General features: G+C 63.6%; 15 protein-coding genes and 1 pseudogene. 11 read left to right on the forward strand and 5 right to left on the reverse strand.

Annotation, left to right across the window (positions count from 1 at the left end; all coding sequences use genetic code 11):
- Nucleotides 1-114, forward strand: a pseudogene (locus tag GBZ26_RS31020) (Kae1-like domain-containing protein); the annotation flags it as partial.
- A 152-nt stretch (nt 115-266) separates the two neighbouring features.
- Nucleotides 267-773, forward strand: a complete 507-nt coding sequence (locus tag GBZ26_RS18705; protein ID WP_174440134.1) for a hypothetical protein — start codon at nt 267-269, stop codon at nt 771-773.
- Between the two features lie 66 nt (nt 774-839).
- Here the strand turns inward: GBZ26_RS18705 and GBZ26_RS18710 are convergent, their stop codons facing one another.
- Nucleotides 840-1,319 carry a hypothetical protein gene (locus GBZ26_RS18710; protein ID WP_174440135.1) on the reverse strand — a complete coding sequence of 160 codons (480 nt, stop codon included), beginning with the start codon at nt 1,317-1,319 and terminating at the stop codon, nt 840-842.
- A 179-nt stretch (nt 1,320-1,498) separates the two neighbouring features.
- On the opposite strand from GBZ26_RS18710, the gene GBZ26_RS18715 reads away from it, so the two are divergent.
- On the forward strand, nt 1,499-2,281 hold the full coding sequence (locus GBZ26_RS18715) for a hypothetical protein (protein ID WP_174440136.1): 783 nt from the start codon (nt 1,499-1,501) through the stop codon (nt 2,279-2,281).
- A gap of 27 nt (nt 2,282-2,308) precedes the next feature.
- Nucleotides 2,309-2,797, forward strand: coding sequence for a DUF4365 domain-containing protein (locus tag GBZ26_RS18720; RefSeq protein ID WP_174440137.1), 489 nt, complete (start codon nt 2,309-2,311; stop codon nt 2,795-2,797).
- Between the two features lie 220 nt (nt 2,798-3,017).
- On the opposite strand, the gene GBZ26_RS18725 is transcribed toward GBZ26_RS18720, so the two are convergent.
- Nucleotides 3,018-3,491 carry a DUF6530 family protein gene (locus tag GBZ26_RS18725; protein WP_174440138.1) on the reverse strand — a complete coding sequence of 158 codons (474 nt, stop codon included), beginning with the start codon at nt 3,489-3,491 and terminating at the stop codon, nt 3,018-3,020.
- A 256-nt stretch (nt 3,492-3,747) separates the two neighbouring features.
- Here GBZ26_RS18725 and GBZ26_RS18730 point away from each other — a divergent pair, with 256 nt between their 5' ends.
- The 7 genes from GBZ26_RS18730 to GBZ26_RS18755 all read left to right on the forward strand — a co-directional run bounded on the left by GBZ26_RS18730 (nt 3,748) and on the right by GBZ26_RS18755 (nt 11,196).
- Nucleotides 3,748-4,608, forward strand: coding sequence for a tyrosine-type recombinase/integrase (locus tag GBZ26_RS18730; protein WP_345772051.1), 861 nt, complete (start codon nt 3,748-3,750; stop codon nt 4,606-4,608).
- Between the two features lie 181 nt (nt 4,609-4,789).
- Nucleotides 4,790-5,443, forward strand: coding sequence for a hypothetical protein (locus tag GBZ26_RS18735; RefSeq protein WP_174440139.1), 654 nt, complete (start codon nt 4,790-4,792; stop codon nt 5,441-5,443).
- A gap of 187 nt (nt 5,444-5,630) precedes the next feature.
- Nucleotides 5,631-5,948, forward strand: coding sequence for a hypothetical protein (locus GBZ26_RS29960; RefSeq protein ID WP_211104832.1), 318 nt, complete (start codon nt 5,631-5,633; stop codon nt 5,946-5,948).
- 129 nt (nt 5,949-6,077) lie between these two features.
- On the forward strand, nt 6,078-6,296 hold the full coding sequence (locus GBZ26_RS29965) for a tyrosine-type recombinase/integrase (protein WP_246654338.1): 219 nt from the start codon (nt 6,078-6,080) through the stop codon (nt 6,294-6,296).
- Nucleotides 6,297-6,372: 76 nt separating this feature from the next.
- Nucleotides 6,373-7,164 carry a hypothetical protein gene (locus GBZ26_RS18745; protein ID WP_174440140.1) on the forward strand — a complete coding sequence of 264 codons (792 nt, stop codon included), beginning with the start codon at nt 6,373-6,375 and terminating at the stop codon, nt 7,162-7,164.
- Between the two features lie 98 nt (nt 7,165-7,262).
- The gene (locus GBZ26_RS18750) at nt 7,263-7,553 is read left to right on the forward strand and encodes a nucleotidyltransferase family protein (protein ID WP_174440141.1); all 291 of its coding nucleotides are present in this window, start codon (nt 7,263-7,265) and stop codon (nt 7,551-7,553) included.
- A gap of 631 nt (nt 7,554-8,184) precedes the next feature.
- Nucleotides 8,185-11,196, forward strand: coding sequence for a hypothetical protein (locus GBZ26_RS18755; RefSeq protein ID WP_174440142.1), 3,012 nt, complete (start codon nt 8,185-8,187; stop codon nt 11,194-11,196).
- Nucleotides 11,197-11,578: 382 nt separating this feature from the next.
- Here GBZ26_RS18755 and GBZ26_RS18760 read toward each other — a convergent pair whose 3' ends face one another.
- From GBZ26_RS18760 to GBZ26_RS18770, 3 genes are all read right to left on the reverse strand, one after another.
- Complete coding sequence (locus GBZ26_RS18760) at nt 11,579-11,872, reverse strand: hypothetical protein (RefSeq protein ID WP_174440143.1); 294 nt, start codon at nt 11,870-11,872, stop codon at nt 11,579-11,581.
- The gene (locus tag GBZ26_RS18765) at nt 11,869-12,405 is read right to left on the reverse strand and encodes a hypothetical protein (RefSeq protein WP_174440144.1); all 537 of its coding nucleotides are present in this window, start codon (nt 12,403-12,405) and stop codon (nt 11,869-11,871) included. Before GBZ26_RS18765 ends, GBZ26_RS18760 begins: the two co-directional genes overlap by 4 nt.
- 258 nt (nt 12,406-12,663) lie before the next feature.
- A partial coding sequence (locus tag GBZ26_RS18770; RefSeq protein ID WP_174440145.1) for a hypothetical protein occupies nt 12,664-13,624 on the reverse strand: 961 nt, incomplete at its 5' end.

Consider the following 13,624-nt stretch of genomic DNA (forward strand, 5'->3'; position numbering starts at 1 on the left):
GGAGAGGACGGTGGGTCCTGGGGCGGGGAGATGCTCCTTGTTGACGGCGCCGGCTTCACCCGCCTCGACCATCTGGCGCCGCTGGCCCAGCCGGGCGGTGACGTGGCGGCGCGCCAGCCCTGGCGGGGGGGGGGGGCCGGCGCGGGCCCCCCGGGGGGCGGCGGGGGGGGCCCGACCGGAGCGCGGCCGCGGCGGCGGGGGGAACCCTCCCCCCGCACCGCCACTCTGCCAAGGGCGCGGGGGACAACCAGCGCCAAGATGCCCGGGTGCAGGAAGGCCTCGAGATCATCGATGAGGAAGATCTCGGAGGTCGTCCGCCCCTCCAGCCCGGCCTGCGCCGCCCATTGCGCCGTCAGTTCGCGGGCAAAGCTTTCCCAAAAGACCTGACGATCCCGGCGACTGAACGCGGCGAGGTGCTCCGGAGCGACGCCGAGCTCGATCAGGAAACGGTCGGGCAGGTCGTTCGCCAGAAGGTCGAAGGCGCGGCGGAACAGCTGGGAGTCGCCGAGCGACCACGCGTCGACCCGGACCACGAGGTCAACGTATCCGGCGATCTCGCCAGTTGCCACGGCCGCCAGAAGAGCCTGCGCCGCGTCGGCGTGATCCGCCTGCGAAAGAGGCGCGGCGCCGGCGCGACCAGGGATGGTCTTGGTCCCGCCGGAGCCTCGCAGGGTCGGACGCCGGCACATGGAAACGGTGCGCCGGAAGCCGAGCCCGGCATAAGCGTCCTGACCTTCTTTCGTAAAGCGGCGTGCGATATTCATGTGAAATGATGTAACATACCTCATTACATACAGCAAGCTCGAAACGCTCCACCGGGCGACCATTGCGCGGGCGGTCTACGCCCCCCGCCTCTGTTCCTGTTCCGCGGCGATCGCCGTCGCCAGGGCCTCGAGGTCGGCGTCCGGCAAGGTCGCGATCAGGCTTTGCACCAGGCGGGCGAAGGACGCTTCCGTGTCCGGACTGGGCGGCGCAACGGTTCCGGGCTCACGAAACCCGGTTCCCGAGGTGAACAGGGGATCGCCCACGATCGCCCGTGATCCGGTGCTCCGGACCGCGCCGAGAATGCTTTCGCAGACGTGCGCCGTGGCTTCGCCGGCGAGTTGCTTGAGCGGATGAGCCCGAGCTTCCTCCTCGGGCAACTCCGCGAGCAGCGGTTGGCTGAGCGCGGTGACCGGCTTTGCCCCCAGGCGGATCCGCGTGCGGAATTCTTCCATCGTTTCCATCCGCTCGCAAATTTCCAGGAGCTTCCTGCCGCCGGCGATACGCTGGGAGCGCACAAGAATGCGCAACGGCCAATTGACTTTAATCACCCCCATTGAGGTCCTCCGTTTCTAGGCGCAATAGACATTGCCAACATGTCTCTAGTCATCACTGTTGTCAACACATTGTTGTCACGCGCCTGTGTGTGGGGGGGGGGGATAGCGCGCCAATATTGACGCACCATTTTTGGTATGCCATTTTTGGCGCTCTAGTAACGACATGCGGAAGCCGCATCATGGCCACCACCATCAGCCAGCTGACGTCCCTGACCGACTGTGACGATCTGACCGCCGACCACCTCGAAGAGACGCGACAAGCGCTCGGCCTCACCACGGCCGAGATCGCCGAAGCCGTTGGCTGGTCGGTTCGCAAGTACCAGCGTACGCTCGATGCTGCTCGCGAAGCGGGAGCGGTGGATCGGGACACGGTGCTCATGCTGCGAGGGCTGGAAAGCGTGCTGGCGAGCCAAACACCGCATTCTTCCTCGTTGATGGCCCGGCGCTCGATGCGCACGGTCGATCGCTCTGGGGGTGTGCCCGAACGTTTCCGGCGCGTATTTGCCAACTCCAATGGCAAACCGGACGATCGGGATCTGCCGTGGACTCTGGTGGTGGCTCCCGACATTCTGCGGGTGCTGGTCGAGCGCGCCAACGCCCGTACCCGCATCACCTATGGGGAAATCGCTGAGCTTCTGCTCGACCGTGGCCTGCTGAAACAGCGGGTGTGGCCGTACACCGCCTATGGTCGTCCCTTGGGCCTGATCTGCGGGGTGCTGCTCGACCTCGGGTTGGACGAAGGACGCAAAGTGCCGGTCCTCTCCACCATTGTTGTGAATCGAACCGGTGAGCCTGGGCCGGGCTTCGATGATATGGCCAAGCGGTACTACAAGGCCTGGGGAGGCGATGCGCGACGTGTCAACCGCGACCGGAGCGGAGCAATCCAGGAACTGCAGGAAGAAGTTTTCGCCTTTGACGACTGGGATGGGGTGCGGCAGCGGCTCGGCCTCGCACCCCTCTGAACGACCTTTTCAGTGAGGGAATGTCAAATGGCCTTTGAACGCCACGCGTGGTCGCGCCTCAACCATCTCCAGATTGGCCGCTTCGCCGAGCATTACGTCGCTATGGAGTTTGCCCTCTATGGCGCCGAGGTGTACACGCCGCTGGTCGACGATCGTGGCATCGATCTGGTGATTCGCCTGAATGGCAGCTTTCTGGAAGTGCAGGTAAAGGCGCTCCGCTGGCCATCGTCCACCTACATTTTCTTCCGCAAGGATGTCTTTCCGCTGTCCCCGACCCGCTATGCAGCCGTGGTCCTGCTTGAGGAACTGCAGGAGCCGGCGTTGTACCTGATCCCCGCGCTTGCCTGGCGCGAGCCGCATGGCCCCTTCAAGAGCCGTGACTATGTGGGCCGAGCCAGCCTGCCGGAATGGGGCCTCGACATCACCAAGCGTGCCCGGCCTGCGCTGGATGCCTTTCGCTTCGATCGTCAGATTGCCACCTTGATCGCGGCTGCCCCAGAGGAGCAGCCGGTGTGACTTCGTGCACGACAATCACCGATACCGGCGCGGCGCCGCCCACCCTTCTGCACCCGGCAGCCGGGCGGGCGACGATGTCCGGTTGACGCGCGCCGGCGATACGTGGAAAGCCGACATCACCGTCTGATGCACGAAGCGCGGCTTGCTGACGCTGCCGGCCACGGCCGGTCTCTACTGCTCATGGAATGATTCATCGCATCTTCAACGACACGAGCGGGGATCAGGGAATCAGGTCGTTCCTGTGCAGGCGCTCCAGCACCCCACGCAATTTCCCCAACCGGTTGCGCAGCAAGCGGGCGGCCTCACTCTCACCAACGAGGCTTTCGGCGAAGATACCGCGCTTCAGCGCGTTGTCCGCACTGTTCTCGATGCGGATCGGCTCGCTCTGGTTCTCCAGGAAGTCGGTGGGAATCTCGACGCCGTTGTTGCCACCGCTGTTTTGCGCTTCGAGGGCAAAGGCGAGCAAGGCAACGAGATCGATCGCACGGTGGGCCGGCATCTCCTCACTCTGCCGGCTCCACTTGTCGCCGGTGTGACGCAGGGTCTTCACGGAAAGGGCGCGGGGGTCGTACTGCGCCAGGCCGATCGAGAGGTACTTGCAGTCGGTAGCGTTCTTGTACGGGCCGTCGTGGGCTTCGTACGGCAGCAGGTAGACCGGGCGGTGCTTGAGTGAAAACGGGCTGGTCTCGTCCATGGCCATCTCCTTGTGTGGCGCTGAAGGTCGAGTGGTCTGAGGCGTTCGGGCCACTCAGTAACGTCAGTAACATCACTGACGTTAGTAACGCACAAACTTGGGCAAAGGGCAAGCCGCAATGTGGCTGCCGAGCAAACTTTGTTGAACGCCCGATAAGGAGCATTATCATGCGTTCATTCCCGCCGCCCGGACCGCCGCCGCGAGGTCGATTGGCTGGTCGGGGGCGATCGCCCGCACCGGCGCCCGGGCGGTGGTCGTGACCCACGACACGCCGGATCCGCCGGCGCCCGTCCAGGCGACGAGCGACGACCAGCTCGTCGCGCTGTGGCTGCACGGCCGCGGCCGCCACACCCGGCGCGCCTACGCCGCCGACGCCGCCGCCTTCCGCGCGGCGGTGGGCACGCCGCTGCGCGCGGTCACCCTGGGCGCCCTGCAGGCCTTCGCCGACACGCTGGCGGGCCGCGCCCCGGCCTCGCGGGCCCGCGCGCTGTCGGCGGTGAAGTCGCTGCTCGCCTTCGCCCATCGCCTCGGCTACCTGCCCTTCGACGTCGGTGCCGCCGTGGCGGTGCCGCCGGTCAAAGGCACGCTGGCCGAGCGCATCCTCGACGAGGCGGCGGTGCACCGCCTGCTCGCCCTGGAGCCGACCCCGCGCAACCAGGTCCTGCTCCGCCTGCTCTACGCCGCCGGCTTGCGCGTCTCCGAACTGTGCGGCCTGACCTGGCGCGACGCCCAGCCGCGCGACGGCGCCGGCCAGCTCACCGTCTTCGGCAAGGGCGGCAAGACCCGGGTCGTGCTGCTCTCGGCCGGCACCTGGGCGGCGCTGCAGGGCCTGCGCGGCACCGCCGCGGCGGACGCGCCGCTGTTCCGCTCGCGCAAGGGCGGCGCGCTCGACCCCAGCGCCGTCGGCCGCGTGGTCAAGGCGGCGGCGCGCCGCGCCGGCCTCGACGAGCGGCTGTCGGCGCACTGGCTGCGCCACGCCCACGCCTCCCACGCGCTGGACCGCGGCGCCCCCATCCACCTCGTCCAGGCCACCCTCGGGCACGCCTCGGTGGCGACCACCGGCCGCTACCTGCACGCCCGCCCCAGCGACAGCTCCGCCCGCTACCTCGCCGTTTGATAACCAAGTCCTGCAGATCCCAACCCATGCCCTGGACCGGAGCCCCGGAAACGTCAGCGGTTGCGGATAAGCAGGTGAAAAGCACGGAATCAGCTGCCGTTGTTCCATTTTCCAGCGGATTTTGATAAATATTCCTCATCTTCACAACCTAAGCACCAAAGGAATATACGGGATGTACTCCGTGCAAAGATCGAGCGGCCTTAAAGCACGCGACGTGAAAGAGTTCATGGGGTTTCTGTCGTTCTTGATTTACACCGACTTAGATAAAGAGTTTGCGAAGCTAATTAGGGATCATTGGGCTGACCTACACACGGTATCAGGACCAGAGCTGCTGATAATTGTTCCAGACACCCCAAAAATAAATACGTCACCAAAGATCATTATTGAAAGAAAAAACTCAAGAAGTACTAATGGGAACTTAGGAATGCTTAGAAGTTTCGATATAGGTCTTCCGGGAATGACGGCTGCCATTTCTCGTGAGTTGTCAGATGAATGGAAGGTTCCGCTTGACAAGACTCCATGCATTGTCTTTTTCGATAGGCCAGACGCCCCGGAAATCGCCAATAAATTAGTATACTCGTTTAAAGAAAAGCATAGTCATGACGAGTATGTTAATTTTTTTAAAGAAATATTTGAAGACTGTAGAGACATACTCCGGTCATGTCCGCATTATTCAAACGCCAACAAAGATAATATCTGGCAATGGAGGAACTCGAAAATGCAGGAGCTTGAGCAAGCTCTAAGCAAAAGAGATTTTTTGCACAAAGCTGATGATTTAGCAAAAAAAGTTTCTCTATCATCATTGCTTAAGCTCGTCGGCAAGCTTATTCCTTAGCATAGGCCGTCAAAAAATTGGTGAAACTATACAGCGCATCTATGTTTTTGGCATAGAAAGCAAATATCTGTCCGTAATCACAGTAACTTCGCTGCGGCCAAGATCCGTGGCGAAGTTCCCTGGGCAATTTGAAGAAGGTATGCACTTTGCATGCCGTTGGCTACATTCGCATCAATCCATACCCGACTTGAACACCGCAATCACGCCGCTGCGCGCGGTCACGCTGGCCGTCCTGCAGGTCTTTGCCGACACGCTGGCGGGCCGCGCCCCGGCGTCGCGGGGCCGCGCGCTGTCGGCGGTGAAGCCGCTGCTCGCCTTCGTCCACCACCTCGGTTACCTGGCCTTCGACGTCGGCGCCACCGTGGCGGTGCCGCCGGTCAAAGGCACGCTGGCCGTGTGCATCCTTGACGAAGCGGCCGCCCACCGCCTGCTCGCCCTGGGAGCCGACCCCGCGCAACGCCGTCCCGCTCCGCCTGCTCCACGCCGCTGGCCTGCGCGTCTCTGAACTGTGCACCCTGACTTGGCGCGACGCCCAGCCGCGCGACGGCGCCGGCCAGCTCACCGTCTTTGGCAAGGGTGGCAAGGCCCCCGGGCCGCGCTGCTCTCGGCCGGCACCTGGGCGGCCCTGCAGGGCTTGCGCGGCACCGCCGCGGCGGACGCGCCGCTGTTTCGCTCACGCAAGGGCGGCGCGCTCGACCCGCGGCTGTCGGCGCACTGGCTGCGCCACGCCCTCGACCGCGGCGCCCCGATCCACCTCGTCCAGGCGACGCTGGGGCATGCCTCGGTGGCGACCACCGGCCGCTACCTGCACGCCCGCCCCAGCGACAGCTCCGCCCGCTATTTGGCCGTGTGAGCCGGGCGAGCGCGGAGAGTGGCGGCGCCTCCACGGATTCGGTAAGCTCAACCTGGGATTTTGAAAGGGGCGCCGGATGTTTATTGAGACCCACGTTCCGTTTGGGTTGTTCCGTCCTCTGTGGAATTGGCTGACCAGGCGCCTGCTGGAGCCAACTTATCGCACCGCTCACGATTGGCACCTCGAATCCTTGCGGTTCCGGCGGCAGTGGGATTCGCTTGGGGCCGGGATCAGCTACTCCCTGCACTTGGAAAACGCGGTTTTCTCCAACCGCGAGCGCCCCGTGTCCGTGATGGCCGTTCGCAATACCACCGACCGTCCGCTGACGGACGTGGAAATTTTGGTGACGGCGAGGTCGGCAACAACCGAATACCAGGAACGTCACCGCTTTGATCGCCTCTTTGAAAAAGACAAGGTCGTCAGCTTACCCTCGATTCCACTCAAGACGCTGTTCATCGACGAAGACGGCATCCGCACTCCCTACTCCGAGGTCGAGATCCGCCTGGTGAGCGTCGTTGACGATGGTCGTACGATGACTTGGCCGTCGTGGGTTCAGGTAGTGCGCCCGACCTACACGGAATGGTTCAACAGCCATCATGTGCACCGGTGGGAACAGTGGTGGAACACTGACCTCATCGAATTGAAGAAGGAGGATCTTAAAATCTGGCTTCGCTACGTCCTGGTGACGCGGCATGAATACGCCCCATTCATCCTAGGCGAGTGCCATAAGCCGGCTTGGTTCCACGAGCTGCTGCTGCGGATCGGGCGCCCGGTCGCCGGCGTCGTCTGTCGGCCGGCGGTGGTGAGCGCCCTGTTCTGGATGCCCATCCTTCTGCGTCTGCGGCGGTTGCCCGACAAGCTCGAGTGACCCGTGGGCTTTTGCGGTGGGCGGATCACCGCTCAGACCCAAGATTGGCAAGTCGGCCCCTATCGTCTATATGGAAATCAAGAAACCAGGAGAATGCCGTGCGACCCAGCGCCGCTCTTGCCACCCATCGGGCAGGCCTGCGGGAGATTATCGCAAACCACGGATTTGAGAATCCGCGTGTCTTCGGCTCGGTCAACCGTGCGGAAGACCAGGAGGGTAGTGACCTGGACATTTTGGTCGATGCATCAGCTCGAGTTTCTTTGTTCGATCTCGTTGCAGCGCAGATTGCGGCCGAAACCCTTACAGGCGTACAGATTGATCTCTGCACCCCACACAGCCTTTCCGCACATTTTCGTGATGTTGTGCTTCGGGAAGCTCGCCCACTCTGATGGATGCTACCGATCTTCTCGTATCGACGGTTCAGTCATTGTTCGACATCTAGCCTCGCTCCCCGGCTGTCAGCGGACTGGCTGCACCACGTCCCCCACCGCAGCGCCCCGATCCACCTCGTCCAGGTGACGCTCGGGCAGGCCTCGGTGTGACCACCAGCCGCGCCATGTCGCCGTGTGAACCGAGTAAACGGACTCTGCCGCCGAGAACCATCTGCAGGAATCATCGTTCCTGCGGCTCATAAGGCCGAAGTGTCCGGAAACGTCACCTCAAACACCGGCTGGATCGGGTCAGAGCCGGTTTCGGGCGTCGGTCATTGCCACGCTTGCCCGCCCTTATCCTGAAACGTGACCGCCCCATCCCGTTATGGTGACATTTCCGGACATCGAGCGGAGCCGTGCGACGAAGGTACGCGCCGTCGAGATGTGGCTCCTCGCAATGGACGCGCCATACCAACCGTTCCCCAGATTTGCGCAATGCTGAAGGCTTCACCGGCGCGCATTTGAACAGGATGTTCCGCCCCCGGTTTGGCGAGCAGATTTCGTCTGACACAACCTTATTGTGATTTTGCAGAGGGACTCGCTACCATCCCCGACGCAGGCCGGCAACCTTGCAAAAGGGGCCGTTTCGATGATTGGGGGAATTATGGGCATCGCGGAGTATCTCGCGACGGTTAGCCGCTTCTACGTTCAAGGCCGATTGAACGATAAGACAGAGCGCATCCTTGAGCGGAAGGCGGCTTTGGCGGGCATCGATCTGGCCGAGGCCAACGAGGCCCGTACGCGGTTGATTCACCGTTATGAACAATACCGCGAGACCATCCGCGATCTCAGTGTGGACGGCAGCCTGTCCGACGATGACCGCATTGAATTGGCAGACATCCAGGCGCTTTTGGGGTTGAGCGATGACGAGTGTCGTGACCTCGAGCGTTTGTCGACCCTGCAGCACGCCGACAGCCACAAGGACGCCGCATTACCACAACCGCACAGTCTGGAGGAGGCGCGAGCCCTCAGCGCCCCTGCGGCTCCAGCACTAAGCTTTCTGAATGAGCTCTTTGACGAGACCGGCACCGGACCAGCTGATACCGACCGGCCCTCGACGCCGGCGCCCAGCAACCAGGTCGTGGTTCTGCAAACCCCCTCCTGGACCGTAATGGCCCCAGCCACGGTGGCGCATGACTGGGTGGCAAGTGGACTGCACCGCATCGTCGCCAATGTGGGCCACGACTTCAATGAGGAATGGGGCAAACTGCCCGACCTCCCTCAAGGGATTGCCGGTCTGGAAGGGATGGTCAAAACGGCCCTCAAGACCGGCTGCGCCGCCATGCGGGACGTGGTTACGAAGACAGGCGTCGGAATCGGCTTCACGGATATGGCCCCCCCGCTCCACACCACAGACTCCGCGCTGTCAGACCTCCGGGACTTGCGTGTTGCCATGCAGGACCAGTTGGACAGCCTCAACGCCAACGAGAGCGCCGAAGCCGAACGGCAGAGCGCCAACACCACAATGGTGGTGAGCAAAGGCACTGAGATGGTAACGGGCCTGCTGTTGAAGGGTGGCAACCACTCGGCCATGAAAGAGATCGGGGCCCAAGTGGTGACGAAGCTTGCCCAGAGCACCGTGTCGAACGTAACCAAGAGCGTCGTCGCCCGGCGGTTTGAGGCAGATCGGAAGAAGCGCTTAGCCGAGGCTGGTGCGGAGGCGAGCGCCATTCTAACCCGATTGCTGGAAAGCGTGGTGGCCAGCACGCTGGAGCGCCTCAACCAAACGGGTTTCCACTGCGACACTGTGGAAGGTCTCACCGAACGTCACCGGCTGGCGGCCAAGCAACTGGAAATGTGTGCCAATGGCGAGACTGCCCGGTTGGACGCCGCCCTGGCGTCCCTGCAGATTGCAACCTTTTCCAACAGCCAAGCAGCCATGACACTGCTGGCACACAGCTTATTGGCCGATGACTGGCGTGATCACATCCCCAGCTGGATCAGCTTTTTCCAGACGGCCGCGCCTGCCGCCTTGGATCTCGCCGAAGATGGAACGGGACGTGCTCTGATTGCCACACAACTGACGGAGGATTTCAAAAAAAGCATGCCCCTGGCCGCGGATCGCATCCAAGCCTTCAAGGGATTGATCGACGCCAGCGATGACGCTGTTTGGAAAGATTCGGACTGGTCCACCATCGTGGTGCCACTGGCCACCCATCATCTGACAGCCCAGCTTGCGGCTGAAACGCTGCCCTCCGAGTTGATTGACGGGCTGAGCTCCATCACTGGCGCCATCGCCGCAAAGAACGATGATGTGATCAAGGCCATCCCCACAGCGATGGTTGACCAATATACCCGACGTCAGGTTCTGGTGCTGCTCGGTAAGGCCGATGAACCGGATCTGCCGAGAGAGGCCAAGGCTCTGGCGCAACTCCTTCTGATGAACACCACTCGCATCGCCAGCCTCCTCACCGATACGGCGACGGCTCTGCTGCGCCCCATCCAAGCGGGTGAAGCGGCACCGGGGATCACCATTCACCTGATCCGGCTTCACCACCTTGCCGGCATCTTCGGCCCTGACACGGGCGCGGCTCTGGACCGCATTATCACCGGAAGCGCCAAGAAAAGCCGTGCTTGGCTAACGGCGTTCGTTCCTACCGCGGCCCAGACCCAGGAGGGGATCGGCAACAGCGCAACGCTCTCGGCGCTTCTTCTGACACCGGAGAAGAGAGCTGGGCTGCTCGACGAGGCGGCCAAACACACCGTTGAAAAACGGGTGGAGACCGAAGCTCCTTATGACAGTGAATGGCTGTCGGCGATGAGCGAACAATGGGGCGTCGATGCTCGATCACACTGGCACACAGCCCTGACCAGCTGTCTGACCAATCGAATTCTGGCCGGCGCGGTCACCGAAGACACCTACGGAGCGTTGCGGGATCGGCTGCGCGGCCCAACCCCCGCAAGTGACCTCGATCGGAACGTCTATAACTTGGTCCTTCAGACCCTGACAGAACAGACACCCGGCGCCACCTCCCCTTGGGCCATCCTTGATACGGCGACTCACCTGCTTGGCATTGACGATGTTCGACGGAGCAGACGTTTCGCCACCCCCATCCTACGAGCTGTGCAACGCACACTGGCCGGCACCACCGTCCCCGGCGAGTTGGTCATAACCGACAACCCGGTCTTGAAGGGAATACTGGAGCGGCTGGCCAAACGCTCTTGTCATATCCTTGCGACGGCCGTCATTGCCTATGGCAAGGGAATCTCTGATGGTGATGACATCGTAGTCACGCCCATTGGTTTTGCCACGGGCAAAGGACGTTGGCACAGCTACCACCAGCTGGGAACGGTCGAGGCGCGGCAAGGCTGGACGCAGGCCTACATCGCCTACACGATCGGATCAGAAAAATTGGAAATCAACAATCTGCCGGGTATGGACGCCGCCAACTGGCTGGCGACCGCCTTCATCTCCATGAAGACGGCCCTGTCCACACTGATCCAGGACGGTGGCCTCCCGGAGCTTGACGACCAGGATGCCGCGGCTTTCCGTCTGCTGATGGTCGATTGGACAAGCCCCCGACCAATGGTCATCGCCCTGAAGGAAAAGGAAAAATTGCTGTTGTCCAATAACTCTACCGCGTTGGCGCTGGTTTCTTGAGAACCAGCGTGTCAGCGTGCACAGAGGGATGGAGCTCTGGAGATATGAGCGGGGCGACGATATCGAAAGGTGGGCCCAGCCGGGTCATCGTCTGCCAGTCGATGGGTTCCGGCTCGCTCATGATGCACTGTCCAGACACCGGGTCGCACGGGCAGCCGTCCAGCGACGGTGGCGGCACCGGTGCTGGCAGGTATGGAAGCAGCGCCTGAAGCCGTGCCCAAGAGCGCCCCATTGGCGTCTCGGCCATCTCGGGTGCGGTTCGACGATCGATCATGGGCGAGGCTCTCCAAAGCGGCGACCGTCGTCCGAACCGAACGGCAACGGCGTCGCTGACATTGACACTCCGACGGCTCCCGGCGGCACCGGCTCGGGACCGTCGGCGCTACGTCACGGGCACGTCAAAAACACCTTCAGGATCAGGATCGCGCGGTGCCTCGGACAGCCGTGCCGGCCGGAAGGGCTTCGAGGAAGCATCGGTTGTCATGGAGGATCCCTCAATGGCTGGGAGTGAGGACCAGAGCGGCGTTCCAGGAGGAGACGCCAACAACGCCAGGAGCAAGGGCGAACCGGCGGACAAGGGACGTCCCCTGCGCCGCTCAAGCGCCTCGATCTCCGCAGCCCTCCGGTGCATGTCGGCCAGGGCGACCGCATCCAACAACAGCTTGGCTTCGCTCATCGCGGCGAACCGAATGTGCGTCCTGACCCGGGGCCGAACGGAAGGCGGGCACCTGAGATGACCGTGACCGTCGCGTTTGGATTCGGCGGCGGGGCGGGGCGGGGACCGCCGGCCGGCCACGTGACCGGCACGTTTCTTAAGCTCTCGTCCAGGCACAATACCGGGCGAGGCGGGTCCGCGGGCGCCGGGGCGCTGCTTGGTCGGAGTGGGATGGGGTCGGGATGGCGCGGATCCCCCTCTTGCTGTTGACGCTGGAGAAAGTCCAGGTCCTGAGGAGTGAGGATGTCGCCTTCCTGAAGCGGCGGGGCCACGTGGAACACGCCATCCGGGGTGGCGCTGCCGAGGTCGAACGTGGCGGTCTCGGTGTGGTGGCGCAGGTGGACGGTGGCGGCACAATCCCGGGCGGTGATCCGAGCTTCAACGATGGCATCGATGGCGGTTCGAGCATCCGGCAAGTTGCGGGCGTGCGGTGGCGGGTTCTCGAAAATGACGAAGTAGCCATAGGTGGGGTCGGGAAGGTCGCGGTCATCCATGGGGCCATGCCGGTTGGGAAACACCGCCAACATGTTCGCGCACAGCGGGCTGTCCGTCGAGGTCTGGGACCGGCGGTGGCATGCATTCTGCGCATGCCACGAGAGTCAAACAGAGTTCGTCCCAGCCGCCCCTTGGAGCCTGTCACAGCCATACCGGGATGATGCCAGACCCACCGTGGCGGAGGGGCGCCACCTCGGCATGACCCGCCAAACTGATGGATAGGACGGACGAGGTTATTGCCCCCCTTAAACGCCGGCCTATTGCGAAAAGGATGGCCCCTCCGGCTCCGCCTCCCTCGCATACTCCTGCTGCCGCCGAATGATGGCGGCCTTGCGCTGGGGCGTCACGCCGGCGTTCTGCACGTCAGCCCACGAGGCCACCAGTTCCAACGCCTCCGCCGACTGGGTGAGCACATATCCAGACCCGAGCGGCCCTGCGTTCAGCGCTCGGTTCAGCGCGTTCACCGCCTCGGCCGCTTGGCGACCGACAAGCACGTCGGGGCGGGCGTCGTAAGCGTCCGCTCGCTGCCGGGCGGTTGCCGCGGCGGCCCGGGCCGCGACCAGCTCCTCGATGGCCGTCCACAACTGCTCCACCGCCGTCTTGGCGTCCCGCCGTTCCGCCGAGAGCAGGCGGCCGCGCAGTCCGCTGGCCAACCCCATCTCCTGAGGCTTCCAGAGGAAAAGGCGACCAAGCTCAGCCCGCTCCTGCGGCGTTTTCCGTTCGGTCGCGGCAATCAACCGATCGATGCGTGGCCGATCGGCGTTGGGGTCACGGCTGGCGCGCCAAAGCGCCGCCGCGACGCGTTCCTCCGCATGGCCGATCTCGCGCTTGGCCGCCACGCAGGCGTCGGCGTAGGGTTGGCGGCCGCGCCGGTACTCCACCGCTGTGGTGCCCATCTGCTTGATCTGCCGGGCCAACTGGCGCAGCAGGGCCGCCGCGTCGACCCGGTTCGGCATGACCAGCGCGTGAGCGATGGTGTCACGCCACGGGTCCGGCGTGCCCGTCGCCTGGATTGCCGACACGAGAGCCACCGCATCCTCCGGCACCGCCGCATCGGCCGCCGCCTTGAGCATCCGCGCCTGCGGGCTGCCGAGGTTGGCCTTGGGATCGGCGGCAAGGCGCCGCCACGCGAACAGTGGCGCAATCCGGGCCTCGACGGCGGCGTAGAGCGCCTGCCGCTGGGCCGCGGCCTGCTCCGCCGGGGTGGGGCCCGTCCTC

Source organism: Azospirillum formosense (assembly GCF_013340925.1).
Taxonomy (GTDB): Bacteria; Pseudomonadota; Alphaproteobacteria; order Azospirillales; family Azospirillaceae; genus Azospirillum; species Azospirillum formosense.